The following is a 25,828-nucleotide window of genomic DNA, read 5'->3' on the forward strand; positions in this document are numbered from 1 at the left end:
GGGGAGCGTCAGTTCAATGTCTGTGCAACAACACGGCGGCAAAGGTTTTTCACCCAGTCTGATGGCCATGGCGATCTGTCTTGCAGGTTCACAAGCGGCCTTTGCCGCCGACGCTGATCAGCCAGCGGCAACCCTGGAATTGGGCGCCACAGAAATTTCCGGCCAGCAATTGGGCGAGACCACCGAGGGTACGCAGTCCTACACCACTGGCGAGATGGCCACTGCCACCAAACTGCCGCTGACCATGCGCGAAACGCCCCAGGCCGTGACGGTAATTACCCGCCAGCGCATGGACGACCAGGCCATGACCAGCGTCAACGACGTGGTCAAGAACACCCCCGGCCTGTTCCTCAGCCAATCCAGCGGCCCTGGCAGGCAGACCTACAGCTCCCGTGGCTTCGACATCGACAACATGATGTTCGACGGCATCCCCAGCGCCTATTCCGGCTACTCCAATAGCGTGCAGCCAAACCTGGCCATGTTCGACCGCGTAGAAGTGATTCGCGGCGCCACCGGGCTGGTCACCGGCGCGGGCAACCCTTCGGCGGCGATCAACTTTGTGCGCAAGCGGCCCACGGCGACGCCTCAGGTTTCCATCACCGGCGCCGCTGGCAGTTGGGATGATTATCGCGGTGAATTCGACGCATCCAGCGCCCTGAATGACAGCGGCACCGTGCGCGGCCGCGTGGTGGGCTCGTACCGCGACGCCAACAGTTTCCGCGACGGCGAAGAAAGCGACCACGGCCTGTTCTACGCCATTGGCGAAGCCGACCTGAACGACGCCACCACCGCCACCCTGGGCTTCTCGCGCCAGGAAGACCAGACCAACTTTTTCTGGGGCGGCTTGCCCATCGGCACCAACGGCCACCACCTGAACCTACCCCGCTCCACCAACCCCGGCACCGATTGGGAAAACAAGAAACTGACCATCGACACCGTGTTCGGTGATATCGAGCACCGCTTCGAAAACGGCTGGAAACTGCACGTGGCCGGCACCTCGTCCCAACTGGACGGCGTGTTCACCGGCACCTACCAGTCACGTTGGGAGACGCGACTGGCGCGTACCGCCTACCAATCGCACCAGGACGATAAACAGTACGGCCTGGATACCTTCGCCAGCGGCCCGTTCGAGGCCTTCGGCCGCACCCATGAAGTGGTGGTGGGCACCAGCAAGCGCATCTACGACGCCACCTCCAAGGAATACAGCCCGTACGAACAGGATTACCCGCTCAACGGCGGTAAACCCAACTTTACCCGCGATGGCAAAGGCCACAGCATCACCACCCAGGATGGCGTATACCTGACCACCCGCCTGAACCTGGCCGACCCGCTCAAGGTGATTCTCGGTGCCCGCGTGGACTGGTACGACTACGATGACCGCCAGGGCGACGGCGACTACAAAGTCACTCGCAACCTCACGCGCTACGCCGGGGTGATCTACGACCTCGACGAGCATCACTCGGTCTACGCCAGCTACACCGACATCTTCACACCGCAAACCAGCCGGGACTTCTCCGATAAACCGCTCAAGCCCATCGTTGGCGAAAACTACGAAGTGGGCATCAAGGGCGAATACTTCAACGGCGCACTCAACGCCAGCCTGGCGGTGTTCCAGATCGACCAGAAAAACCGCGCCACAATGCCGGACAGCCAGGCGGGATGCCCGATCACCGCCTGCTATGAAGCATCTGGCCTGGTCCGCAGCCAAGGTATCGACCTGGAACTGCAAGGCGGCCTCACCGAAAACTGGCAAGTCGGCGCCGGATTCACCTACACCCGTGCGCATTACATCAAGGACACCGACGCGGCCAACAACAACCAGCGCTTTGACACCGACACCCCCGAGCGCCTGTTCAAGCTCACCACCTCGTACCGCTTCCAGGGCCCGCTGGAAAAACTGCGCATCGGTGGCAACGTCTACTGGCAAAGCCGCATGTACAACGATGTGGTGCTCGCCGACAGCAGCACCTATCGCCTGGAACAAGGCAGCTATGCGGTGGCGGACGTGATGGCGGGCTATCAGGTGAACAAACACCTGGACCTGCAATTGAACGTCAACAATATCTTCGACCGCACCTATTACTCGGCAATCGCCACCAGCCCGATCTGGGGTTCTACCGACACCTACGGCAACCCACGCAGCTTTGGCGTCACGGCCAAGTACACGTTCTGATCATCCTCTGAGCAACGGCTGCCCGCCTTGGGTAGCCGTAAACGGGGCGAAGCACATGGGACTGATACCAGGGAGACATAAGTGCGCCTATCGCACATCACTCGCGTATCATCCCAGGCCTCACGAACACTGCGTCACACTTATCAAGGAATAGATCAGCCTTATGGCATGGACATCCATTAAAGCCATTGTTGCCACTGTCGCCCTCTGCAGCCTGCTGGCGGGCTGCACCACGGGGCGCTTCGACGGTTCCCGCGCACCCGACCCCGGCAAAGCCCTCATCGTGGGCTCCATTACCGAAGGCTACCTGACCCAACCCCACGGCCTGATGGTGCACATCCGCAAGGTCGCAGAGCGTTACACCACCGTCCCCCTGGCCACCCTGGGGGCCGAAGACGATGAACCCTCGCCGAACCGCCTGGGCAACCTGTTCATGTATGAAGTACCCGCCGGCAGCTATGAAATCTACCAGTGGAACTACCGGTTTTACCGTGGCGAGACCCAGCCCCGGCCGAACCCGATCATTTTCAAAGTGAAGGCCGGCGAAACGGCGTATATCGGCGACTTCTCCGCCAATGCCCTGACCTTCTGCCTGTACAACGTCAACAACGCCGACACCACAGTGCCTGCCTTGAAGCACAAATACCCAGTGCTCGAAGGGCGCATCGTCGAGAACCTCTCGGCACAAACAGCGTTTGAGCCCTGGCCGGATTCGGATGCTCGGGACAATGGCCGTGGACTGTGCAAGTTCTAAGGCACACACAACGTTTTAACGTGGAAAACCCACCGAGCCCCCCATGACCCTTCACTCACCCCCCAGCACGTTTAAAAAAATAGCGGTCGTGAGCATGGCTGCGTTGATGATTGGCGCGCTGTTTTTTTACATGCTGTGGGCCCTGCGTATTTCACGACAAACCGTTTTGATGGCGTGGATACCTGAGTGGACGATCTACGTGGCCGTCAGCGTGCTGATCGGGCTTGTCTTTGCAGGCAGGCGGCTTTTTCGTCGCGCTCATGAGCGTAGGTTGGAGCAGATTGCCGATTCTTTTATGAGCGGTGCGTGCGTAGGTTTTGTTCTTGCGATGAATAGCTGCAACGTCGGCGCCTATCTGCTCCCAGGCGAGAGCGTGCAGTACGTATCCGACTACGAAATCCGCATGCCCGGCCCGTCCCTGGGCAGATCCAACCGTTGCGAGGCAGGCGTGTGGATCAAGGACCTGAACACTCAGCAGCGCATTCAACTGTGTGCGTCCAAAGCTGACTTGGATAATCAAATCCAGCCCGGCATGGATGCGGTTTGGGTTACCGCGCACAGCAACGAAATAGGCTCCTATATTTCCGGGTATCAGTTCGTCTATAAACACGCTCTGGCACCTACGGGTTTGTAGTCTTCGAGCCCGTCCCCTTCCACGGAGCAACCATGAACCTCACCACCCTCGCCCTCTTCCTCCCTGCCTGCTTCGCCCTGAACATGGCACCCGGCCCGAACAACCTGCTGTCTGTCAGCAACTCAACCCGCTATGGCTACCGCACTGCGTGCCTGGCCGGTATCGGTCGGCTGCTGGCGTTCGCCGGCATGATCGCCCTCGCTTCGGCCGGGCTGGCGGTGGTATTGCAAACCTCGGAGGTGTTGTTCTACGGGATCAAGATTCTGGGGGCGGCGTATCTGGTGTATCTGGCGGTTCAGTTGTGGCGTGCCGATGCGGCAGCAGAAGCGGAGTCGGTCACGGCAAAGGTGGGGTTGTGGGCGTTGGCGCGGCAGGAGTTTTTGGTGGCGGCAGGCAACCCTAAGGCCATCCTGATTTTCACGGCCTTCCTTCCGCAATTCGTGGTACCCGGTCAGCCCATCGCACCGCAGTTCGCCTTGCTGGGTACGATGTTCCTGGTGCTGGAATGGGTTGCCATCAGCGCCTACGCCTATATGGGCCTGCATATGCGCCGCTGGTTCGCCGAGCCCCGTGGCAAGCGGATTTTCAACCGTTGCTGCGCGGGGTTGCTGTCGGCGGCGGCGACGGTGTTGTTGATGGCCCGCAGGGCTTGAGGAGGTACACATGACCCGCAATGACCTGGCCGACCTGTATCACGGCTATATCGCCTGCCTGAACCACCAGGACTGGGCGCACCTGAGCCACTTCGTCCACCCAAACGTCACCTACAACGGCACCCGCGTCGGCCTCGCGGGCTACCGCGCCATGCTGGAGCGGGACTTCCAGGAAATCCCCGACCTGGTGTTTCACATCCAACTGCTGGTCGCCGACCCGCCCACCGTGGCCAGCCGCTTGAATTTCAATGTCACGCCACGGGGCGAGTTCTTCGGGTTGCCCATCAATGGCCGCAAGGTCAGGTTCGATGAAAACGTGTTCTACGAATGCATCGATGGCAAATTCGCTCACGTCTGGTCGGTGATCGACAAGGCGGCTATCGAACAGCAGCTGGTTGACCAAACTCCACACACCCACGACCAAGATCGACATTGCGACGATTGAAAGCGCCATTGCCGGGGCTTGACACATTCGCTGACATCCCCTGAAGATGAGCACCTCATTCAGGGTGTGACAATTCATGTCTACTTCGTCGCTGCTTAACCTTTGCGCTATTGGCTCGATTGCCAAGGCCCAAGGTTGCGTGGCGCACGCCCTCAAATCGAAGAAACAGTCGCTCATGTGACCGGGGCGCGCTGTCCCGTCAGATGAGCTGACAGGACATTGAGCGCGACGGTCTCCCCCCTTGCACAATTGCCTCTGCCCTTCTGACGGTGACTCAAGCGGTCAATCATCAGGAGAAAGTGCATGTCATCGTTTCAAGGTATCTGGGTTCCCGTGGTCACGCCGTTTCATGACGGCGCCATCGACTTTATCGGCCTGCACCAACTGGTCAGCCACCTGCTGGAAAAGCACGTCGCCGGGATCATGGTCTGCACCACCACTGGGGAGGCTGCGTCACTGAGCCGTCAGGAGCAACTGCAGGTGCTGGACGCGGTGCTGCAATGGGTGCCAGCCCACCGCGTGGTGATGGGGTTGGCGGGCAATAACCAGATCGAAGTGCTGCAGTTCCAGCGCGAAATCCTGCAACGCCCCGTGGCGGGTTTGCTGGTGCCGGCACCGAGTTATATCCGCCCGTCCCAGGCCGGCCTTGAAGCGTTTTTTCGTACAGTGGCCGACGCCTCCAGCGTGCCGATCATTCTGTACGACATCCCCTACCGCACCGGTGCGACCTTTGAGCAGGCCACGTTGTTAAGCATTGTCGGCCATGAGCGAATCACTGCGATCAAGGACTGCGGCGGCAACCTGGGCAATACCCTGGCACTGCTGGCCAGCGGCAAGGTGGACGTGTTGTGTGGCGAGGATATCCAGATTTTCAACGCCCTGTGCCTGGGTGCATCCGGGGCGATTGCAGCGTCGGCCCATGTGCACACCGAGCAATTTGTGATGTTGTGGCAGCAGGTGCGGGATAACCAATTGGCGCAGGCGCGTGCCACGTTCTTCGGGTTGATGCCCTTGATCAACACCCTGTTCATGGAACCGAACCCGGCGCCCGTCAAAGCCGCGCTGGCCCTGGAGGGGTTGATCGGCAGCGAGTTGCGCGCGCCGATGCAGCGTGCCAGCGCAGCGGTGGTCTCGCGGTTGAAGCATTTACAGGAAGGCTGCAACAGAGGCGCTCAACGCATCGCCTGATCGCCGCCGACGACCGTTACCAATGGTCATATATTGGCGCACCGCTGGGTCACTTGCCCCTTGGATACCGTGCGAGCAGCCACGTAAGGTCGGCTGCACGCCGCGTTCCCCCCACGAGGACAGTTGATGAACCCACTGCGTTTACTGGTGCTGCTCAGCCTGGTCGGTTGTGCCGACCGCTCGACGGCTGTGTCCTCGCCCTCTCCCAACAGCTTCGACCTCTACCGCGCACAAACCCTGCAGCACCTTGAGCGTGACCGACGCTTCCAGAGCCCAGACCACACGCTGGAGCTGGCCTGGAACGCACCGCGCGAATGGCTCGCGCCAGCCCCCAACGGCCACGGCGTGTTGCTGGTACATGGGCTGGGGGACTCACCGGGCTCCTTCACCGACATCGGCGCGCAACTGGCCTCACAGGGTTATCGAGTGCGTACCTTGCTCCTACCGGGGCATGGCACGCAGCCGGCCGACATGCTGGGTGTCAATATCGAGGACTGGCGCAGGACGGTGGCACAGCAGGTGGCCTTGCTGCGCCAGGACGTCGATCAGGTGTACCTGGGCGGTTTTTCCACCGGCGCCAACCTGGTGTTGGAATACGCCATGGACGAACCAGACATCCGCGGGCTGCTGCTGTTCTCTCCGGCATTCAAGGCGCGCAACCGTTTTATCTGGCTGCTGCCGTGGCTGGCGCCCGTCAAACCCTGGCTGCGCGACCCCGCCGGCCCACGCCAACAACAGACCGCATTGCGCTACCAGAATGTGCCCACCAACGGCTTCGTCCAGTTCTACCAAACCAGTGAAAGGGTGCGCGACAAGCTCACCACGGCCACCTTTGACCGCCCGGTATTGATCGTCAGTGCCGCACATGACTCGGTGGTGGATGTGCAGTTTGTGAAAGCGACGTTCGCCGAGCGCTTCACCCACCCGGCTTCACGCATGATCTGGTACGGCGACCTGCCCGCTGCGCAACAATCACCGCGCGTGCTGGTGCGCAGCGACCACTTGCCGGCCGAGCGCATCAGCCAGTTTTCCCATATGGGCGTGCTGTTTGCCCCAGACAACCCGCTGTACGGGCGCCGGGGCAGCCAGCCTGTGTGCTTGAACGGGCAAACCGATGAAGACTTCGCGCGGTGCAAGGCCGGCGAACCGCTCTGGTATTCCGCCTGGGGCTACCGCGAACCGGGCAAGGTGCATGCACGGTTAACGTTCAACCCCTACTTCGACTGGCAAGCACAGATCATGGACCAAGTGATGCAGGCCGCTTGTAGTGAATGTTGATCAACCGCGCCTGGCCAGTTGCAACCGGTGCAAAGTGATCTCGCGCACCGCGTGTTTGCTCGCTTCAATATGCTGCTGGAGTAACTGCTGAGCCCGCTCAGTGTCGCGCCGCACAATAGCCTCCAGGATCTGCCCATGCTCCTCATAGGTCGCGGCGATCCGCGCGGGTTCAGTAAAGTCGAGCCGACGGATAATGCGGATTTTCTCGGTTATGGCGTAGTGCATGCGCGCCATTTCCCGGTTGCCGGTGGCTTCCACCAGGGCGCAGTGAAAGCGCTCATCCAGCTCCGACACGCGCTGAGTGTCGCGCAGACGCTTACCCTTATCCACCCACCAGACCGCCTGCAAGGTTTGCAGCACCGCGTTACCGGTTTCATCCGAGCGGCATAAACGGGCGACCGCCGCCAGCTCCAGCACGATGCGCACGTCGTACAGCTCTTCGAAGTCATCGAAGTCGAAGGGTTTAACCTGCCAACCACTGCGGAAATACACCTGCAGGTAACCTTCCTTCTCCAAACGGTAAAGCGCCTGCCGCACCGGTGTACGGCTGGCGTTCATGCGTTCAGCCACCTCCCCCTCGGTGAAGCGATCCCCCGGCAGCAGGCGAAAGTCGAAGATATCCGCCTTGAGCTGTTCATACACCTGCTCGGCCAGGCTGTGGGGACGCGCTTTGGTTTTTCTTGCCTGGGCCAGTTGCATGCTTACCCCCGGCTCGCAATAAAGGCGCGCCAGCCGCCGAATTCGGTGATGTCCAACGCATCGGCCAAGGCCCATGGCTCGCAGATAAAGCCTTTGACGCTGCGCCCATCCGCCAGCAGCAGGTTACCGATGCCCAATGGCGCGGGGATCTCGGCGACAAACTCGCCAAAGCGCGCAATCGGCATGTCCCACAGTTCGACGATGATCGGCCGGCCGCTGTCCGCCTTGGCCAGCCCCGGCTTGGGCGGCACGGTGCCCGGCAGTGCGTAGAGCCGGTACGCATCTGCCGTCCGGGTTTGTTCCACCAGGACGGCATTGCGGGTGGTCAGTTGGAAGTTCAACGGCATGCCGCTGAGATGAGCGCCCACCACGGCGACGCGCACGCAGCCGGGGGCTTGCACCGTCGAGGTCGGTGCGGGCAGATAGCGCTCGGTAGCACCCAATGGCAGGTCGAGACTGGCCTGCCAGCGCTTGCCCAGATGGGCCAACGCTGTGTCATGCCAGGCCGGTGCGAGCAAGGTGATTCCGCTGGGCAAGCCGTCGGTGCGCAAGCCTGCGGGCAGCGCCAAGGCTGACAGGTCGGCGAGGTTGGTGAAGTTGGTGTAGTAGCCAAATTGCGAGTTGTAGCGCACCGGCTCCAGCGCCATGTCCGCCAGGCTGCGCAGGGTCGGTGAAGTGGGCACCAGCAAGGCATCGAAGCCTGCCAGGCTATCGTTGATGCGACGGCTCAGCTCGGCGCGCAGGTATTCGGCCTTGTAGGCGTCGCAGGCGGTGTAGTTCAGGCCATTTTCGACAATGCCACGCACCACCGGGTTGATGGCCTCGGGCCGGGTGGTGAGCATGCCTTCCAAGGCGACTGTGCGTTCGGCAACCCAGGGCCCGAAGTACAACTGATCGGCCAGTTCCTTGAACGGACTGAAATCCACCGCAGTGATTACTGCGCCCAGGGCCTTGAAACGCTCAACCGCCTGCTCGAACACCGCCTGGTTCTGGCTATCGCCAAAAAACTCCAAGGTGGCCGGGACCGCCAGTTTAAAAGCCGCGCCCACGGCCACCGGCGCCGTGTTGGGGTTGGCGCGGGAATACGCATCGCTGGCGTCATAGCCCGCCGCTACCTGGGCCACGGCCTCGGCGGCGTCCACGGTGAGTGCAAACACCGAGATGCAATCCACGCTGCGACATGCCGGTACCAGCCCTGTATTGGAAAACCGCCCCTTGGTCGGCTTCAACCCGACGATGTTGTTGAACCCCGCCGGCACCCGACCCGACCCCGCCGTATCGGTACCCAACGCAAACGCCACCTGCCCCCGCGCCACCACCGACGCCGAACCCGAGCTGGAACCGCCGCTGACGTAATCGGCATTGAAACTGTTGGCTACCGCGCCATAGGGTGAGCGCGTGCCCACAAGGCCGGTGGCGAACTGATCCATATTGGTCTTGCCCATCAAAATTGCACCGGCGGCCCGTAGCTTTTGGACCACAGACGCATCCTGCGTTGCCACGTAGGCATATTCCGGGCAGGCGGCGGTGGTTTCCCAGCCTGCGGCGTCGATATTGTCCTTGACCGCAAACGGCACGCCGTACAACGGCAGCTTGGTCATATCACCCCCTGCCGCCGCCAGGCGCTCGCTCAACTGCGCCAACTGCGCGGCCAATTGCTGCGGCTGTACGCGGGCGATCCAAGCGTTGTCGTCGGCCGGGTATTGGGTGGCCAGGGTGAGCAACAGATCCGGGGTGATGGTGCCGCTACGGTAAGCAGCCAACCATTCACCGAGGGTCCAGCCAAAAGCGTTGTGCATGGGAAACTCCATCTTGTATCCAAGTTGGGATTCTCTAAAGCAAACCCCAGGCCAACCTGTTGGGCCAATAAACACTGGGCAAGCGCACAAGGTTGTGCGCGCAGATGGCGCATCCGCTCATCGCCCATGCGCCAAAAAATGACATTCAGCGGACCGCCTGGTTGCGACCCACGCCATACCGGCCTATGTTCCAAACCATGCTTTGCCGTTTGCTGTCCCCCCTCTTTCCAAAGGTGACGACATGCCCACACTGCCCCGCCCCGCCGTCCTCGAACTGATCGGTAACACACCACTGGTTCGGGTCAGCCGTTTCGATACCGGCCTTTGCACCCTGTTTCTCAAACTCGAATCCCAGAACCCCGGCGGCTCCATCAAGGACCGTATCGGGCTGGCCATGATCGACGCCGCCGAACGCGACGGCCGCCTGCGACCGGGCGGCACCATCATCGAAGCCACCGCCGGCAACACCGGCCTGGGCCTGGCCCTGGTGGGCCGCGCCAAAGGCTACCGCGTGGTGTTGGTGGTGCCCGACAAGATGTCCACGGAAAAGGTATTGCACCTCAAGGCCATGGGCGCCGAGGTGCACATCACCCGCTCCGACGTGGGCAAGGGCCACCCCGAGTACTACCAGGACGTGGCCGCGCGGCTGGCCAAGGACATTCCGGACTCGTTCTTCGCCGACCAATTCAATAACCCGGCCAACCCCTTGGCCCATGAAACCAGCACCGCCCCGGAGATCTGGGCGCAGACCCAGCACGATGTGGACGCCATTGTGGTGGGCGTTGGCTCGGCCGGCACCCTCACCGGTTTGACCCGTTTCTTCAAGCGTGTGCAACCGGAACTGGCCATGGTGCTCGCCGATCCCGTGGGCTCGGTGATGGCCGAGTACAGCCGCAGCGGGCGCCTGGACACCCCCGGTTCATGGGCGGTGGAAGGCATCGGCGAGGACTTCATTCCATCCATTGCCGACCTGTCCAGCGTGCGCCACGCCTACTCCATCAGCGATGAAGAAAGCTTCGACCACGCCCGCCAACTGCTGCGTGCCGAAGGCATCCTGGGCGGCTCGTCCACCGGCACCCTGCTGGCCGCTGCCCTGCGTTATTGCCGCGAGCAGACCACGCCCAAGCGGGTGGTCACCTTTGTGTGCGACACCGGTACGCGCTACCTGTCGAAGGTCTACAACGACCAGTGGATGAACGATGCAGGCCTGCTGCAATACAAACATTACGACGACCTGCGCGACCTGATTGCCCGCCGCTTTGAAGACGGCCGCGTGATCAGCGTAAGCCCCGACGACACCCTGCTGACCGCCTTCCAACGCATGCGCCTGGCGGATGTGTCCCAACTGCCGGTACTGGTAGACGGCCGCGAGCTGGTGGGCGTGATCGATGAATCCGACATCCTGCTGGGCCTGCACCACGATGCGGCGGACTTCAAGATGGTGGTCGCCAGCGCCATGACCAACACCCTGCAAACCCTTGACCCCGGCGCCAGCTTGGCCGAACTGCAGGCCGAACTCGATCGCGGCCTGGTCGCCATCATCGCCGACGCCTCGGGTTTCCATGGCCTGATCACCCGCGTCGACCTGCTTAACCACCTACGGAGATCCCTTGCATGAGTCAGCCTGATAAAAGCGCCTTTGCCACCCGCGTGATCCATGCCGGGCAATCCCCCGACCCGACCACGGGCGCGTTGATGCCGCCGATCTACGCCAACTCCACCTACCTGCAAGACAGCCCCGGCGTGCACAAGGGCTTCGACTACGGCCGCTCCCACAACCCCACGCGTTTTGCCTTGGAACGTTGCGTGGCCGACCTGGAAGGCGGCAGCCAGGCGTTTGCGTTCGCCTCCGGCCTGGCAGCCATCTCAACGGTGCTGGAGTTGCTGGACGCGGGCGCCCATATCGTCTCGGGCAATGATTTGTATGGCGGCACCTTTCGCCTGTTCGACAAGGTGCGGCAACGCAGCGCCGGGCATCGTTTCAGCTTTGTGGATTTAAGTGACCTGTCGGCGTTTGAAGCCAGCTTGCAGGACGACACCCGCATGGTCTGGGTCGAGACGCCAAGCAATCCCCTGCTAAGCCTCACTGACCTCAGCGCCGTTGCCCGTATCTGCCAGGCCCGCGGAGTTATCTGCGTGGCCGACAACACCTTCGCCAGCCCCTGGATCCAGCGGCCGTTGGAGTTGGGGTTTGATGTGGTGGTGCACTCCACCACCAAATACCTCAATGGCCATTCGGACGTGATCGGCGGCATCGCCATTGTTGGTCACAACCCTGAATTGGCTGAACGCCTGGGCTTCCTGCAAAACTCCGTCGGCGCCATCGCCGGGCCATTCGATGCGTTCCTCACCTTGCGCGGGGTTAAAACCCTGGCCCTGCGCATGGAGCGCCATTGCAGCAACGCGCTGGAGCTGGCCACCTGGCTGGAGCAGCAGCCGCAGGTGTCACGGGTGTACTACCCAGGCCTGCCCTCCCACCCCCAGCACGAACTGGCCCGCCGGCAAATGCACGGGTTTGGCGGGATGATCTCGATTGATCTGAATACCGACCTGGCGGGCGCCCGGCGATTCCTTGAAAACGTGAAGATTTTTGCCTTGGCCGAAAGCCTGGGCGGCGTGGAAAGCCTGATTGAACACCCGGCGATCATGACCCACGCGACGATTCCGGCCGCTACACGAGCGCAGCTTGGGATTGGTGATGGGCTAGTGCGATTGTCGGTGGGGGTTGAGGATGTGGAAGACTTGAGGGCCGATCTGGCCCAAGCCCTGACGAAAATCTAGCGACTTGCACCGGACAAAATGTGGGAGCGGGCTTGCTCGCGAATACGGTGGGTCAGATACATATCATCGACTGACACACCGCGTTCGCGAGCAAGCCCGCTCCCACAGGGGATTGCGCTAAATTGAGATAATGTTGGCCCGTGCCGCGTGCAGCTTTTTGTAGCTCTCGATCAACCGCTGATGCCGCTCCAGCCCTTCCAACTTCATGCTGGTCGGGGTCAAGCCATAAAAGCGTACATCACCGCTCACCGAACCAATCACTGCATCCATGCGCTCGTTGCCAAACATGCGGCGGAAGTTGGCTTCGTAGTCGGCCAGTTCCAGGTCGTCGTCCAGTTCCATCTCCAGCACGGCGTTCATCGCCTGGTAGAACAGGCCGCGTTCAGCGGTGTTGTCGTTGTACTGCAGGAACATCTCCACGCACTCCTTGGCTTCTTCATATTGCTTCAAGGCCAGGAAGATCAGCAGCTTCAACTCTAGGATGGTCAACTGACCCCAGGCGGTGTTGTCGTCGAACTCGATGCCGATCAGGGTGGTGATGTCGGTGTAGTCGTCCAGCTCGCTTTCGATCAGGCGATCCACCAGGGCCTGCAGTGCGTCCTCATCCAGGCTGTGCAGGTTGAGGATGTCGGCACGGAAAAACAGGGCCTTGTTGGTGTTGTCCCAGATCAGGTCGTCCACCGGGTAGATTTCCGAGTAATCCGGCACCAGGATGCGGCAGGCGGTGGCGCCGAGGTGCTCGTACACCGCCATATAGGCCTCTTTGCCCATGCCTTCCAGAATGCCGAACAGGGTCGCGGCCTCTTGGGCATTGGAGTCTTCGCCCTCGCCGGTAAAGTCCCACTCGACAAACTCATAGTCCGACTGGGCACTGAAGAAGCGCCACGACACCACGCCGCTGGAGTCGATAAAGTGCTCGACAAAGTTATTGGGCTCGGTCACCGCCTGAGCCTCGAACGTCGGCTGCGGCAGGTCGTTCAGGCCTTCGAAACTGCGGCCTTGCAGCAATTCGGTGAGGCTGCGCTCCAACGCCACTTCCAGGCTTGGGTGGGCGCCGAACGAGGCGAATACACCGCCGGTACGAGGGTTCATCAGGGTCACGCACATCACCGGGAATTCACCGCCCAGGGACGCGTCTTTGACCAACACCGGGAAGCCCTGGGCTTCCAGGCCCTGGATGCCGGCCAGGATGCTTGGGTACTTGGCCAGCACTTCGGCCGGCACGTCCGGCAGGGCAAACTCACCTTCGATGATTTCGCGTTTCACCGCCCGTTCGAAAATCTCCGACAAGCATTGCACCTGGGCTTCGGCCAGAGTGTTACCGGCGCTCATGCCGTTGCTCAGGTAGAGGTTTTCGATCAGGTTGGAGGGGAAGTACACCACCTGTCCATCGGACTGGCGCACGAACGGCAGCGAGACAATGCCGCGTTCTTCATTACCGGAGTTGGTGTCGAACAGGTGCGAGCCGCGCAGTTCGCCCTCGCGGTTGTAGACCTTCAGGCAATAGGCGTCGAGGATTTCACTCGGCAGTTCATCCTTGGGGCCCGGCTGGAACCAGCGCTCGTCCGGGTAGTGCACGAACGGCGCGTTAGCCAGTTCCTCGCCCCAGAACTGGTCGTTGTAGAAGAAATTACAGTTGAGCCGCTCGATAAACTCGCCCAACGCCGACGCCAGGGCGCCTTCCTTGGTCGCGCCCTTGCCGTTGGTAAAACACATCGGCGACTGGGCATCGCGGATATGCAGCGACCACACGTTTGGCACGATATTGCGCCACGATGCGATCTCGATCTTCATGCCCAGCCCGGCAAGAATGCCGGACATATTGGCAATGGTCTGTTCCAGCGGCAGGTCTTTGCCCGCGATGTAGGTGCCACCCTCGGAGGTCGAGTTGGGCATCAACAATGCCTGGGCGTCCGCATCGAGGTTCTCGACTTCTTCGATGATGAACTCAGGACCGGCCTGCACCACTTTCTTGACCGTGCACCGGTCGATGGAACGCAGAATCCCCTGGCGGTCTTTCTCGGAAATATCCGCCGGCAACTCCACCTGGATCTTGAAGATCTGGTTGTAGCGGTTTTCCGGATCGACAATATTGTTCTGTGACAGACGGATATTTTCCGTGGGGATATTGCGCGTCTGGCAATACAACTTGACGAAGTACGCCGCACACAACGCCGACGAGGCCAGGAAGTAATCGAACGGCCCGGGTGCCGAGCCATCGCCTTTATAGCGAATCGGCTGGTCGGCAATCACCGTGAAGTCGTCGAACTTGGCTTCAAGTCGAAGGTTGTCGAGAAAGTTGACCTTGATTTCCATGCGGGCACACCAGAATAACGGGCTAAACAAAAATGGCCGCCATTATGGGGTTTTTCAGCGGGAAGTTTCAGGCTTTTGACCAATGGCTGGCGAAATATCAAATGTGCATTAATCTTTTCGAAGTTGAGGCCGATTGGCTGAGTGCAACCAGGGAGTAGTCGGAATGCGCAACAACCAGCCAGTGACACAGCGCGAGATTTCCCTCGCGCCTCAGCAGAAACTTATCTCCGCCACCGATGTTCGCGGTGTCATCACTTACTGCAACGATGCTTTTGTCGAGATCAGCGGCTTTGAGCGCGCCGACTTGATCGGCGCGCCGCAGAACATCGTGCGTCACCCCGACGTTCCACCCGCCGTGTTCGCGCATATGTGGAGCGCGCTCAAGCAAGGCCTGCCCTGGATGGGCATCGTCAAGAACCGTTCGAAAAATGGCGATCACTATTGGGTCAATGCCTACGTCACGCCGATCTTCGACGGCAGCAAGGTGGTCGGCTTCGAGTCGGTCAGGGTCAAGCCCACGGCGGATGAAATCCGCCGCGCCCAAGCCTTGTATCAACGCATCAGCAGTGGCAAGCCGAGCGTGCCGCGCCAGGATGCCTGGCTGCCGGCCGTATTGAGTTGCGTGCCGTATGTGGCCACCGCAATCGCCGGTAGCCTCGCCGGGCTTTACCTCAGTGCACCGCTGGCCCTGGCAGTGGCCGTGGTGGTTGCCCTTCCAGTGGGCGTGCTCTGCTCGCGCGTGCGCCAAAGCAGCACCTTGCGCCTGCTCGAAGGGGTGGAGCCGTCCACATCGGACGCCCTGATTGCCCAGATGTACAGCGACGCTCGCGGCCCTCAGGCCCGCCTGGAAACCGCGTTCCTCAGCCAGACCGCACGCCTGAAAACCTGCCTCACGCGCTTGCAGGACAGCGCCGAACAACTCAGCGCCCTGGCCGGGCAGTCCGACCAGTTGGCCACTGCCAGCGCCAAAGGCCTGGACCGCCAGCGCGTTGAAACCGAACAGGTCTCGGCAGCCGTCAACCAGATGGCCGCCACCACCCAGGAAGTGGCCAGCCACGTCCAACGCACCGCCGACGCCACCCAGCAAGCCAACGCCTTGACCGGCCGCGGCCGTGACGTGGCGCGCGACACCCGCGAAGCCATCGAGCGCCTGTCTGCCGTGGTGGGCGAAACCGGCGTGACCGTCGCGCAACTGGCCCGCGACAGCGACGAGATCGGCAGCGTGGTCGATGTGATCAAGGGCATCGCCGACCAGACCAACCTGCTGGCCCTCAACGCCGCCATCGAAGCCGCCCGCGCGGGCGAGCAAGGTCGTGGCTTTGCCGTGGTGGCCGACGAAGTGCGCCAGTTAGCGCAACGTACCTCCCAATCCACCACCCAGATCCACGCCCTGATCACCAAGCTGCAAGCTTCCTCCAACAATGCCGTGCACAGCATGGAGCACGGCCAACGCCAGGCCCAGGAAGGCGTGGCCTGGGTACTGGAAGCCGACCAGGCGCTGGTGGGCATCAGTGAAGCGGTGTCCCACATCACCGACATGACCACCCAGATCGCCGCCGCCACCGAGGAACAAAGCGCGGTGGCCGAAGAGATCAGCCGCAACATCACCACCATCGCCGAACTGGCAGACCAGACCTCTATCCAGGCCCATCAATCCACCGACCTGAGCAAAGAACTGACCAATACCGCGTCCACCCAATATGCGTTGGTTGAACGGTTCAATCGCTGATAAGCCCCATCGCGCGCGTCATGGACATGGCGCGCGCTCAAAGACTTTTTTCGACGAATCCCAAAGCATGTCCTAACCTTGCTAGGCGCCTCGGCGGCTCTGACCGCTGTTGCCGAAATCATGGATGAGAGAAGGACCCGCCGTACCGGAAACTGGTCACCGTCCCAAGTCGTAGCACACGCCGTTGTGTGCAAGGCGCAACCTGCATTACTCCCGCGACAGTCCCACGCATTACCCTCCGCTTAATGGCTTTGGCTTGGGCGAGTTTTTTTGACTCTCTCTGTTAAAGGAATAAACCTATGAGCGATACATCAGCACCTGCTCCAGACGACCAACCCTTCGAACCCGAAGGCAAGCCCCTCGCTTCACGCAGCGGCAGCCAGGCTTTCCCGGACGGCGAGTGGTTCAACCTCCAACTCGACTATGTCAACGACAAGGGGCAAACCGTCACCAGCTATGCCTACTTCGTTGGCACCAACGCCACATGGAGTTTCTGGGACTACATCAGCGCAACCGCCTCCAACGGCCCCAAGGCCAAGTTCAAAAAAGACTCCAGCGATGGTGACTTTGCGGTGCTCAAGCTTCAGGACGACAACTACCTGTCCTGCCGGGCAAACCCACGCCGCTGGGTCTACCGCTCCTTGGCGTATCCGTTGGGCTGGCAGATCGTGGATGGGAAGTTGTACACCAACTATCATGACGGCCCGGTAGGCACCGTCCATCAGCGGGTGGCCGTACCGGACGCGTTCTACTTGAAGGTAGACGGCGGTGACACGCTGACCAACTGCAAGTGGGTCAAGGCTGATAACTGATCGCTGCGCAACCCGCAAGGCCACTTGTTTGCACAGTGGCCTTTATTGGCGGCACAGCTCACGGGCTGTCGCCGCCAATTCCCCGCCCACTCGCTCCTTGAGCGTCTCGATAAACCGCGTGATCTTCGCATCCACAAACTGACGCGAGGTATACACCGCATACACGTTGCGCTCATGGGTGTGATAGTCCGGTAACACCCGCACCAGCTTGCCACTGCGCAAATCGTCGATGGCCGAAAAACCCGCCAGCAAGCCGATGCCAGCGCCTTCCTTGACTGCCACCGCCATGGCCTCCATGTCGTTCACACTGAAGCTCGGCCCGGTCGGCACGAACGTGACGTCGCCCTTTGCACGCTTGAGTTGCCATTCATCGCGCACGTAATCGACGGTGCCCAGCAGCAGGCATTGATGGTCGCGCAGGTCTTCGGGCTCCTGGGGAGGCGCATGTTTGGCCAGGTACTCCGGGGAGGCCACCAGCACGCAATGGCTCACGCCGATTTTCTGGCTGACATAGGCGGAGTCTGGCAGGGTCCTGGCAATGAGTATCGACACGTCCAATTGGTCTTCCAGCAGGTTGGGCATGCGCTGGGAGAGCAGCAGGTCCACCGTCACGTCGGGGAATACCCTGCGATAGTCCAGCACCGCACGGGTCACCAACTGGCGCGCCAGGCCCGGCACGCAGTGCACCCGCAAGGTGCCACGCGGTTCCAACAGTGCATCACTGGCTTCGGCTTCGGCGCTCTCCAAGTCTGACAGGATGCTCTTGCAACGCTCGTAATAACGACGGCCCGCATCCGTGACCGACAGGCGCCGGGTGGAGCGCTGCAGCAGGCGCGCATCGAGGTTTTTTTCCAGGGCGGACACCGCCCGCGAGACGTTCCCGACGGTAGAGTCCAGGTGGTTGGCCACTGCCGTGAAGCTGCCCATCTCGACCACTTTGACATACACCGACATATTCGAAAGTTTGTCCATCTCTACCGTCCGCAGCCCCTGTTTACGCAGCAGGCCGCATGATCGCCGCTGGTTAGAACCTGCGCAAGCCAGGGATTGTGCGATCTCATACAACACTCATTCCCTCGCCGCCGGCTAAATCCAACGTACCGCCGTCCCTAGACTTGGCTCCAGTTCAACCGACTCCCCCATACCCTAGAGGGCCTTACCCGTGAACGTAACCTACGACCCGCTTTACCTGTTTATCGGTGGCGAATGGATCAGCGCCGAAGGGCGTGCCACCGCCGCCGTGGTCAACCCAGCCACCGAGCGCGAGATCGGCCGCGTCCCCCTGGCCACCGCCGCCGACCTGGACCACGCCCTTGGCGTTGCCCGCGCAACGTTCGATACCTGGCGTCGCACCGTGCCAGACCAACGCGCCAAGATCCTCAAGCGCGCGGCTGACCTGATCCTGGAACGCGCACCGCACATCGCTGCACAAATGACCCTGGAAGAAGGCAAACCGCTGGGCGAAAGCCTCGACGAAGTGACCCGCGCCGCCGAGTATTTCGAGTGGTTTGCCGAGAGCGCGCGGCGTATCGACGGGCGTGTGGTGCCTGCCAATCGCCCCGGCGTCTTGCAACTGGTCAAGCGTCAGGCGATCGGCCCGGTGGCGGCCTTCACCCCCTGGAACTTCCCCGCGATTACCCCGGCACGCAAACTGTCCGCCGCGCTGGCCGCAGGCTGTAGCGTGATCCTCAAGCCTGGTGAGGAAAGCCCCTCCACGGCCCTGGCACTGGCCCGTGCGCTGGACGATGCCGGTTTGCCCAAAGGTGTGCTGCAAGTCGTGTTCGGTGTGCCTGACCACGTCTCGAGCCACTTGATCGCCTCGCCGATCATTCGCAAGGTCACGTTCACCGGCTCCGTGCCCATTGGCCGCCTGCTGTCAGCCCGTGCGGCCGAAGGGGTCAAGCCCATTACCCTGGAACTGGGCGGCCACGGGCCCGTGCTGGTGTTTGAAGATGGCGACGTGGCCAAAGCCGCCAGCGAAGGCGCGGCCAACCGCTTCCGTGGTACCGGGCAGGTGTGCATTTCATCCACCCGTTTCCTGATCCAGCGCGGTGCGTACGAGGCCTTTGTCACGCAGTTCGTCGCCGCCACCCAGGCCCTGCGCATCGGCAATGGCTTGCACCCGCATACCCAAGTCGGCCCGCTGGCCAACCCCCGGCAACTGGCCAAGATGGAAGAGCTGGTCGCAGACGCCGTCGATAAAGGCGCACGGGTTTTGACCGGTGGCGAACGCATGCCAGGGCAAGGTTATTTCTTTGCGCCAACGGTGCTGGTGGATGTGCCGATGACCGCACGGGTGATGCATGAAGAACCCTTCGGCCCCATTGCCGTATTGATGCCCTTCGACACCTTGGCCGACGGCCTCAAGGAGGCCAACCGCCTGCCCTACGGGCTCTCGGCCTACGCCTTCACCTCCAATGCGCGCACCGCCATCGACGTGGCTGACGGTTTCGAGGCCGGCATGATCGGTATCAACCAGTACCGCATCGTCGCCACCGAACTGCCCTTTGGTGGGATGAAAGAGAGCGGCCACGGCTCAGAAGGCGGCATTGAAGGCATCGAACACTACCTCACCCACAAATTCATCAGCCAGGTTTAACGGAGCCCCCCCATGAAAGCCATTACCCTTGAAACCTTCGGCAACGCCGACGTGCTCGAACTGGGCGACGCGCCCACCCCGCAAGTTCGCCCCACCGACCTGTTGGTGCGGGTCTATGCGGCCGGCGTCAACCGCGCCGACCTCACCCATCGCAACGGCGGCTACGGCCGCCCGGACTTTGGCGACTCACCCATCATCGGCCTGGAGATCGCTGGCGAAGTCATCGCCCTGGGCGCAGCCGTCGTTGGCTATGCAGTAGGTGATCGCGTCATGGGCGTGGTCGGCGGAGGCGCCTACGCCGAAATCGCGCGCATCGATTACCGCATGGCCATGCCCATCCCGGCACAACTGGACTATGTGCACGCGGCGGCCATTCCCGAAGTGTTCGTCACCGCACACGAAGCGATGATGCACCTGGGGCGGCTGAAAGCCGGCGATTCGGTATTGATTCATGCAGCCGCCGGCGGCGTGGGTTCGGCGGCGGTGCAACTGGCTTACGCCACCGGCGCCACCGTGTATGCAACCACCGAGGGCAGCAAGTCAGCGCGTGTCGAGCACTTGGGCGCCGATGTGGCCATCAATTACAAAACCGAGGATTTTGCTGAAGTCATCGCCCAAAGAACCCAGGGCCGAGGTGTGGATGTGATCATCGACTTTGTCGGTGCGCCTTACTTCAGCCGCAACATTGCGTCGCTGGCAAACGGAGGGCGGTTGATCCAGGTGGGCATCCTGGGCGGCGGCGGCGACGTCAGCCTGAAACTGGAACATATCCTGTACCGCCATCTGCAAATCATCGGCACGGTCATGAAGTCGCGCACCCAACCTGAGAAGCACGCGATGATCCACCGTTTTCGCGAGCACTGGCTGGAGCGTTTCGAGGGCGGCGGCAGCCTGGAACCGGTGGTTGACAGCACCTACCCGCTTGCCCGCGCCGCCGATGCGCACCGGCGCATGGAGAGCGCGGAAAATGTGGGCAAGATCATCCTGACGATGCAACCCCAAGACCTGCTCTGATCAAACCTGACCGTCTGCACGCTTGCGCCTGCAGACGGTGTCGATCCAGCCTCCCCCACTATGCGCTAACATCCCAGCTCGCCTTCCCGGATGCCCGTGCCATGTCCATCGCCGACAACCTCATCGCCTTCACCTTCGCCGCCACCCTGCTGACACTGACACCCGGCCTCGATACCGCCTTGGTCCTCAGGACCGCCACGGTGGAAGGCAAACGCCAGGCGTTGCAGGCCACCCTCGGTATCAATGCAGGTTGCCTGATATGGGGCGCTGGTGTGGCCTTCGGCCTGGGGGCGTTGATTGCGGTGTCGGAAGTAGCCTTTAACCTGCTCAAGTACTGCGGCGCTGCGTATCTCGCCTGGCTTGGCTTGAACATGCTGCTGAGCCCACGTCGTTCCCTCGCACCTGCGGGATCCGACGCCAAGCCCGCCGGCAATTGGTTTATCAAGGGCATGCTGGGCAATGTGCTCAACCCCAAGGTGGGGATCTTCTATGTGTCGTTCCTGCCCCAGTTCATTCCCCAGGGCCACTCGCTGATTGCCTGGACGTTTGGGCTGGTGAGCATTCATGTGGTGCTGGGGCTGTTGTGGTCGCTGGTGTTGATCGCTGCCACGCAGCCGCTGTCGGGGTTCTTGCGCAGGGAAAAGGTCATCCAATGGATGGACCGCACCACTGGAATGATCTTTGTGTTGTTTGCAGCGCGATTGGCGTTGAGCAAGCGCTGATAGTTCAAGGCAGTGAGCAGGTCGCAGGCTCGCGCAGTAACTCAGGCCAGCGTTGCGCCCAGTCGCTGTCATGCCCCATGCCCGGCACCAGACGCACTTGGGTGCAACGCCCGCCCACCGCGCGGGCGAACCCTTGTGCAATGCTTGCCGGTACGACCGTGTCTTCACTGCCAACATAGTGAATTTGCGGCAAATGGCTGAGCCGTGGCGCGAGGTCGATGGGGTTGAGTGAGCCCGGCATCGGCGTCACCCGGTGCAGGCGATTGACTTCGGCCACATCCAGGTTGCCCGCCACCGTGCGCAGGCTGGCAACGTCCGTGCGACGCGCAGCAAGCAAGGCGGCAATCGTGCCACCGCCTGAATACCCCACCAGGTTCAGCGGCTGGCCAGGCACCCGGGCCGCGTACTGCCCGACGGCCTGGTTCATGGCCATCACCACGGCTTCGGCAAAGCGCTTGCTGGTCCAGTCGCTCATGTCACAACCGGGGTTAGCGGCCATGGGCGTGAACTGGCACGGACGCGCCAGGTAGACCACATTCGCCGCCGGGTCCTTGGCAGCCAACGCCAAGCCCAGCGCCTTGATGGGTGTGGGGTTAAGCGACGGCTGGCTACGCGTGCGCCAGGCAAAACCATCGCCTTCGATATACACCGTCAGCGGCTGATCGAGCCGGGTTATCCGATAAAAACTGGTGAGCACAAAGCCCTCAGTCTGCACCTGCGCTCTCACCAGCCCCCCAGCCTGCGCGAGGGACTGCGCATGCCTGTTCAGCTCGCCCTGCTCCGGCACCACGGCGCACCCGCCCAGCCACAGGCTGAGCAGGCACGCCAATGCCAGCGGCTTAGAACGCCCAGCGCGCTTCAACGGAGCCGGTTTGGTTGAGGTAGTCAGTTCGTTTCTCCAGGTCATAACGCACACCCAGCTGCAGCTGGCCGTTGACCTGGTAGTTTAACCCCGTACCGCCGCGCACCAGCCAGCGCTGAGGGTCACCCGAGTAGGTGGTGAAACTGGCGCCCGGTGCACCGGCAAAGCTGCTGCTGATGGAATCACGTTCGGCAAGGAAGTCATAACCCACACCCAGGTTGGCGCTCACATTGAGCTGCTGGGTCAGGTCATGGCTGAGCTTGCCGTCCACGCCCAGGATGAACTGGTCGGTGCTGCGGCTCTTGGCACTCAGGTTCAGGTCTTCGGCGCCCTTCTCACGGTAGGCCTCGTCTTTGATCCAGGTGTAGTCGGCGCGTACCGAAGGGATGAAGCGCGTCTGCTCGGTCAGGGTGAACGTACGGTCCAGGGAAACACCCGCGTGCGCGGTCCACGAGTCGTAGTTGGACTTGGCCTGCAACCCGGCAAAGTCGATATCCCGCGTGCCCTTGTTATGGTTCTGGCCGGCGTCAAGCTGGAAGTTCAGGTCGGTGCGGTCATCCAGGTGATAGCTGCCGTAGCCGACCAACTGATACACATCGGTCTTGAGCTGCTGACGCGCGGTGTCGCCGCTGTTGCGCGTGTTCACATTGGCATAGATGAACGCGGTGCCCAGCAGCCAGCGGTCGTTGAGGCTGGCATCCAGGCCGAACGCCAAGCCACCTACCGAGGTATTCACCCCGGCGACGCCGCCACGGCTTTCCTGGTCGGCCCAGCTGCCGAACGGCTTGATCCAGCCATGCTGGTCGGTAAAGGTCGCGTCACCGGAAGACAGCCCGCGCACCGCTTCGCTGCGGCCCTGGATCACCCCGTTGATGCCGCTCAATGCGGTACGTGCAGACTCCGTGGAACCGCCCGCCATCAACGGCAAGGTTTCAGACACCGCCTGGGACACTTCGCCCTGGGTACTCAACGGCACGAAATAACCGGCCAGGCGCCCGCTGGGGTTGCCGGCGATCACCCCGTCCAGCACCCGTGCAGCGCCGCGGCCTGGCGTATTGCCCAGGGCCTGGACGCTGCCCTGCACCGTGTTGCCATTGCCTGCGTTGCCAACGCCGCCTCCGTTGCCTCCGGAATCCGCGACAATATTCAGGCTCACGCTGTTGTTGGTGTAGGTCGGAGTGAAGTTGAACAGCAGGCTGTTGTCGCTCACGGTGTCGAACGTGCCGCTGATGTGACCGGTGGCGGTGACCACATCCAGCAGTTGCTGACTGATTACCAGGGTGTTGCCACTTTTCACATCCACATCAAGGGCGCCAGCCAGGAACGCGTTGCCCGTGATGGCAAGCTTGCCGTACTGGGCTGTACTCAGCGCGCCGATACTCAAGGTGCCATGGCTGCCTTGGGTGTAACTACTGCCCAGCGACAGCGTCGCGCCGTCAGCGATGTTCAGGTGACCGGCGTTGATCAAGCCACCGCCAATAGACGCGGTGCCCGAACTTAGGGTGCCGTCATTGCGGATACCCAGTGCGCCTGCCAGCTGGGTGTTGTTTTCCAGCACCAGCGTGCCGGCCTGCACATCCCAGATCCGGCTGACGGTATCGGTGCCGGTCAGCGTCCAGGTGCTGGTGCCGAGCTTCTGAAAACTGTCGAAGCCCTGGTACTGCGTGCCCAGGTCAGAGAGATTAAAACCGTTGCTCAGCGCATTGACATTGCCACCAAAGGCCAGCGTGTCGGTGCCGCCGGAGGTGCTGACGACGTTACCGAGTATTTCGGAGCCGGCTTCGAGAATGAGGGTGTTGCCGCCGCCGGAGAATTCGATGGCGTTTGCCTGTGTGCCTGTGCTCTGGTTGGCGAGACCGCCCGCGATGGCACCTGCGTTGCGGATCGTTGAGTTACCGGTCGAGACAATACCCACACCGCCCGCACCCGCGCTGCCGGCAGAACCGCCGCTGCCGTTGGCGCCGGGCAGGTTCAAACCAAAGTCAGAGTCACCCGCGTTACCGCCCAGGCCACCGGCACCCGCGTTCCCTGCCCGCCCACCATCGCCGCCCACGATCATGCCCGTGTTGAAGACCTGCATGGCATAGCCGGAAACACCAGCACCGCCAGCGCCGCCGTTGCCGCCGTTGCCTCCGTTCCCTCCACGGCCGCCAGCGCCACCCTCGTCACTAAAACCCCCACCGTAGTCGCCTCCTGTACCTCCCGCCCCCCCTGCACCACCATTTGTGCCACTCGCGCCGATACCGCCATAAATCGTATCGTTGTTGGTCAACGTAAAATTATTACCCGAAACACCTGCACCACCCGCAGCCCCATTGCCGCCGTTGGCTCCCGCCCCACCGCTGCCACCTGTACCACCGGGTGATCCGAGATTACCTCTGGCGCCTACCCCACCCGCTCCGCCATTACCGGCCGACAGCACGGACATGCCATAGCCTCCCGACACCAAGCGGTTATTGGTAAGGTCAAAGAAACTCCCGCTGACCCCACTGGACGCGCCGGCGACGGGCGCCAGTAACGTACCGTTCCCACCTGCACCACCTGCGCCACCCGGGCCCACGCCAGCGGTTCCGGCCACGCCATTGGTCGCCGACCCGACGTCTGAGTTCCGGCCTTTGAACTGGCCGGCAATCGCGATGGTCAGCGTGCCAGCGCTGGTCCCGTTCAATACCAAGGCAGAGCCGCTACCGGCCAGGCTAGCGCCGGTAACGGTCAAAGGTCCGGTCACATTCAAGGTCGTGCTGTTGAGCACCGTCGCATCTGAACTGAGGGCAATGCGGGTGATGCTCGGGTCAACCATCAGGTATCCCCCTAAGGCCAACCCTTCACGCAGCGACCCCGTGCCCGAGTTCGCGTCGGTGGTGACCCCATAACCGGGCGCCGCCACTGCGCAGGTCGCCATGCTCAGCGACAGCAACGCCAGGGGCCAGACAGTGGCTTTACGCAGCCCGGTCGAGGCGCGCGCGCCGGAGCCTGAGCAGGTTTTCGATTTTGCGGTCTCGGACACTACCTGCAACGCACCTTGGCTGTTGTTCCATACCAGCCGATAAATGCCCTTGTTCATCGATACCGCTCCATTTTTTCAAGTCGTACAGGGCCGATCACAGGATCCGGAACCCTAGCGTGCAGTGGGTGTTGCCAGAAGGCATCGTGGGGAGCGGGCAGTTAGGTGATACCCGCCCGCCAGATGATGTCACATTGATATCAACTGGCGCCAGCGTTCAGAGGCAAAGGTATCTACATAGCTTTGAGTGTTGCGCTGGACCTGTGCCGAGGGAGCTTGCTCCCGTGACGGCCTGGCGGTCGGGCGATTTTTCCGGGTGCAAATCGGTTCAAGTGTGGGAGCGGGCTTGCTCGCGAAGGCGGTGCA

Annotated in this window: 20 protein-coding genes and 1 pseudogene; 15 read left to right on the forward strand and 6 right to left on the reverse strand. The window is 61.9% G+C overall.

The window, feature by feature from the left end:
• Nucleotides 1-16: 16 nt before the first annotated feature.
• The 7 genes from DYL59_RS13060 (at nucleotide 17) to DYL59_RS13090 (ending at nucleotide 7,125) form a co-directional block, all read left to right on the forward strand.
• Complete coding sequence (locus DYL59_RS13060; protein WP_135289553.1) at nucleotides 17-2,173, forward strand: TonB-dependent siderophore receptor; 2,157 nt, start codon at nucleotides 17-19, stop codon at nucleotides 2,171-2,173.
• Nucleotides 2,174-2,336: 163 nt separating this feature from the next.
• Nucleotides 2,337-2,927, forward strand: coding sequence for a hypothetical protein (locus DYL59_RS13065; protein WP_135289554.1), 591 nt, complete (start codon nucleotides 2,337-2,339; stop codon nucleotides 2,925-2,927).
• Nucleotides 2,928-3,021: 94 nt separating this feature from the next.
• Nucleotides 3,022-3,561 (forward strand): hypothetical protein, encoded by a 540-nt coding sequence (locus DYL59_RS13070; protein ID WP_135289610.1) that lies wholly within the window; start codon nucleotides 3,022-3,024, stop codon nucleotides 3,559-3,561.
• Between the two features lie 32 nt (nucleotides 3,562-3,593).
• Nucleotides 3,594-4,214: a LysE family translocator gene (locus DYL59_RS13075; protein WP_135289555.1), complete on the forward strand. Its 621-nt coding sequence runs from the start codon at nucleotides 3,594-3,596 to the stop codon at nucleotides 4,212-4,214.
• 10 nt (nucleotides 4,215-4,224) lie between these two features.
• Nucleotides 4,225-4,659 carry an ester cyclase gene (locus tag DYL59_RS13080; protein ID WP_135289556.1) on the forward strand — a complete coding sequence of 145 codons (435 nt, stop codon included), beginning with the start codon at nucleotides 4,225-4,227 and terminating at the stop codon, nucleotides 4,657-4,659.
• Between the two features lie 303 nt (nucleotides 4,660-4,962).
• Nucleotides 4,963-5,847 (forward strand): 4-hydroxy-tetrahydrodipicolinate synthase, encoded by an 885-nt coding sequence (gene dapA, locus DYL59_RS13085; RefSeq protein ID WP_135289557.1) that lies wholly within the window; start codon nucleotides 4,963-4,965, stop codon nucleotides 5,845-5,847.
• A 126-nt stretch (nucleotides 5,848-5,973) separates the two neighbouring features.
• Nucleotides 5,974-7,125, forward strand: coding sequence for an alpha/beta hydrolase (locus DYL59_RS13090; RefSeq protein ID WP_135289558.1), 1,152 nt, complete (start codon nucleotides 5,974-5,976; stop codon nucleotides 7,123-7,125).
• Here the strand turns inward: DYL59_RS13090 and DYL59_RS13095 are convergent, their stop codons facing one another.
• Both DYL59_RS13095 and atzF read right to left on the reverse strand, forming a co-directional pair.
• Complete coding sequence (locus tag DYL59_RS13095) at nucleotides 7,126-7,824, reverse strand: GntR family transcriptional regulator (RefSeq protein ID WP_135289559.1); 699 nt, start codon at nucleotides 7,822-7,824, stop codon at nucleotides 7,126-7,128. It lies immediately after the preceding gene.
• Between the two features lie 2 nt (nucleotides 7,825-7,826).
• Complete coding sequence (atzF, locus tag DYL59_RS13100) at nucleotides 7,827-9,623, reverse strand: allophanate hydrolase (protein WP_135289560.1); 1,797 nt, start codon at nucleotides 9,621-9,623, stop codon at nucleotides 7,827-7,829.
• 241 nt (nucleotides 9,624-9,864) lie between these two features.
• Between atzF and DYL59_RS13105 the strand changes: the two genes are divergently transcribed.
• Both DYL59_RS13105 and DYL59_RS13110 read left to right on the forward strand, forming a co-directional pair.
• Nucleotides 9,865-11,241: a pyridoxal-phosphate dependent enzyme gene (locus DYL59_RS13105; protein ID WP_135289561.1), complete on the forward strand. Its 1,377-nt coding sequence runs from the start codon at nucleotides 9,865-9,867 to the stop codon at nucleotides 11,239-11,241.
• Nucleotides 11,238-12,404, forward strand: a complete 1,167-nt coding sequence (locus tag DYL59_RS13110; protein WP_135289562.1) for a cystathionine gamma-synthase — start codon at nucleotides 11,238-11,240, stop codon at nucleotides 12,402-12,404. Before DYL59_RS13105 ends, DYL59_RS13110 begins: the two co-directional genes overlap by 4 nt.
• A gap of 117 nt (nucleotides 12,405-12,521) precedes the next feature.
• Here DYL59_RS13110 and DYL59_RS13115 read toward each other — a convergent pair whose 3' ends face one another.
• Nucleotides 12,522-14,720, reverse strand: coding sequence for an OsmC domain/YcaO domain-containing protein (locus tag DYL59_RS13115; protein ID WP_135289563.1), 2,199 nt, complete (start codon nucleotides 14,718-14,720; stop codon nucleotides 12,522-12,524).
• Nucleotides 14,721-14,883: 163 nt separating this feature from the next.
• Here DYL59_RS13115 and DYL59_RS32060 point away from each other — a divergent pair.
• The 3 genes and pseudogenes from DYL59_RS32060 to DYL59_RS13125 all read left to right on the forward strand — a co-directional run.
• Nucleotides 14,884-15,156 (forward strand): annotated as a pseudogene (locus tag DYL59_RS32060) (PAS domain-containing protein); the annotation flags it as partial.
• Nucleotides 15,157-15,414: 258 nt separating this feature from the next.
• Complete coding sequence (locus DYL59_RS13120) at nucleotides 15,415-16,449, forward strand: methyl-accepting chemotaxis protein (RefSeq protein ID WP_420359283.1); 1,035 nt, start codon at nucleotides 15,415-15,417, stop codon at nucleotides 16,447-16,449.
• Between the two features lie 299 nt (nucleotides 16,450-16,748).
• Entirely contained in the window at nucleotides 16,749-17,261 is a 513-nt protein-coding gene (locus DYL59_RS13125) for a hypothetical protein (RefSeq protein WP_135289565.1), read from the forward strand.
• Nucleotides 17,262-17,303: 42 nt separating this feature from the next.
• Here DYL59_RS13125 and DYL59_RS13130 read toward each other — a convergent pair whose 3' ends face one another.
• Nucleotides 17,304-18,233: a LysR family transcriptional regulator gene (locus tag DYL59_RS13130; protein ID WP_135289566.1), complete on the reverse strand. Its 930-nt coding sequence runs from the start codon at nucleotides 18,231-18,233 to the stop codon at nucleotides 17,304-17,306.
• Between the two features lie 190 nt (nucleotides 18,234-18,423).
• Between DYL59_RS13130 and DYL59_RS13135 the strand changes: the two genes are divergently transcribed.
• The 3 genes from DYL59_RS13135 (at nucleotide 18,424) to DYL59_RS13145 (ending at nucleotide 21,596) form a co-directional block, all read left to right on the forward strand.
• Entirely contained in the window at nucleotides 18,424-19,860 is a 1,437-nt protein-coding gene (locus tag DYL59_RS13135) for an NAD-dependent succinate-semialdehyde dehydrogenase (protein ID WP_135289567.1), read from the forward strand.
• A gap of 12 nt (nucleotides 19,861-19,872) precedes the next feature.
• A complete protein-coding gene (locus DYL59_RS13140; protein ID WP_135289568.1) occupies nucleotides 19,873-20,874 on the forward strand; it encodes an NAD(P)H-quinone oxidoreductase in 1,002 nt (333 codons plus the stop codon).
• Between the two features lie 101 nt (nucleotides 20,875-20,975).
• Nucleotides 20,976-21,596 (forward strand): LysE family translocator, encoded by a 621-nt coding sequence (locus DYL59_RS13145; RefSeq protein ID WP_135289569.1) that lies wholly within the window; start codon nucleotides 20,976-20,978, stop codon nucleotides 21,594-21,596.
• A gap of 4 nt (nucleotides 21,597-21,600) precedes the next feature.
• Here DYL59_RS13145 and DYL59_RS13150 read toward each other — a convergent pair whose 3' ends face one another.
• Entirely contained in the window at nucleotides 21,601-22,503 is a 903-nt protein-coding gene (locus DYL59_RS13150) for an alpha/beta hydrolase (RefSeq protein ID WP_238340677.1), read from the reverse strand.
• Nucleotides 22,436-25,522: an autotransporter domain-containing protein gene (locus DYL59_RS13155; protein WP_135289570.1), complete on the reverse strand. Its 3,087-nt coding sequence runs from the start codon at nucleotides 25,520-25,522 to the stop codon at nucleotides 22,436-22,438. The genes DYL59_RS13150 and DYL59_RS13155 overlap by 68 nt, the downstream gene beginning before the upstream one ends.
• Between the last annotated feature and the right edge of the window lie 306 nt (nucleotides 25,523-25,828).

Source organism: Pseudomonas kairouanensis (assembly GCF_004682055.1).
In the GTDB taxonomy this organism is placed as follows: domain Bacteria; phylum Pseudomonadota; class Gammaproteobacteria; order Pseudomonadales; family Pseudomonadaceae; genus Aquipseudomonas; species Aquipseudomonas kairouanensis.

Coding starts and splice junctions, on each gene's coding strand:
- DYL59_RS13060 (WP_135289553.1), top strand. CDS start 17: ATGTCTGTGCAACAACACGGCGGCAAAGGTTTTTCACCCAGTCTGATG.
- DYL59_RS13065 (WP_135289554.1), top strand. CDS start 2,337: ATGGCATGGACATCCATTAAAGCCATTGTTGCCACTGTCGCCCTCTGC.
- DYL59_RS13070 (WP_135289610.1), top strand. CDS start 3,022: ATGGCTGCGTTGATGATTGGCGCGCTGTTTTTTTACATGCTGTGGGCC.
- DYL59_RS13075 (WP_135289555.1), top strand. CDS start 3,594: ATGAACCTCACCACCCTCGCCCTCTTCCTCCCTGCCTGCTTCGCCCTG.
- DYL59_RS13080 (WP_135289556.1), top strand. CDS start 4,225: ATGACCCGCAATGACCTGGCCGACCTGTATCACGGCTATATCGCCTGC.
- dapA (WP_135289557.1), top strand. CDS start 4,963: ATGTCATCGTTTCAAGGTATCTGGGTTCCCGTGGTCACGCCGTTTCAT.
- DYL59_RS13090 (WP_135289558.1), top strand. CDS start 5,974: ATGAACCCACTGCGTTTACTGGTGCTGCTCAGCCTGGTCGGTTGTGCC.
- DYL59_RS13095 (WP_135289559.1), bottom strand. CDS start 7,824: ATGCAACTGGCCCAGGCAAGAAAAACCAAAGCGCGTCCCCACAGCCTG.
- atzF (WP_135289560.1), bottom strand. CDS start 9,623: ATGCACAACGCTTTTGGCTGGACCCTCGGTGAATGGTTGGCTGCTTAC.
- DYL59_RS13105 (WP_135289561.1), top strand. CDS start 9,865: ATGCCCACACTGCCCCGCCCCGCCGTCCTCGAACTGATCGGTAACACA.
- DYL59_RS13110 (WP_135289562.1), top strand. CDS start 11,238: ATGAGTCAGCCTGATAAAAGCGCCTTTGCCACCCGCGTGATCCATGCC.
- DYL59_RS13115 (WP_135289563.1), bottom strand. CDS start 14,720: ATGGAAATCAAGGTCAACTTTCTCGACAACCTTCGACTTGAAGCCAAG.
- DYL59_RS13125 (WP_135289565.1), top strand. CDS start 16,749: ATGAGCGATACATCAGCACCTGCTCCAGACGACCAACCCTTCGAACCC.
- DYL59_RS13130 (WP_135289566.1), bottom strand. CDS start 18,233: ATGGACAAACTTTCGAATATGTCGGTGTATGTCAAAGTGGTCGAGATG.
- DYL59_RS13140 (WP_135289568.1), top strand. CDS start 19,873: ATGAAAGCCATTACCCTTGAAACCTTCGGCAACGCCGACGTGCTCGAA.
- DYL59_RS13145 (WP_135289569.1), top strand. CDS start 20,976: ATGTCCATCGCCGACAACCTCATCGCCTTCACCTTCGCCGCCACCCTG.
- DYL59_RS13150 (WP_238340677.1), bottom strand. CDS start 22,503: ATGACCTGGAGAAACGAACTGACTACCTCAACCAAACCGGCTCCGTTG.
- DYL59_RS13155 (WP_135289570.1), bottom strand. CDS start 25,522: ATGAACAAGGGCATTTATCGGCTGGTATGGAACAACAGCCAAGGTGCG.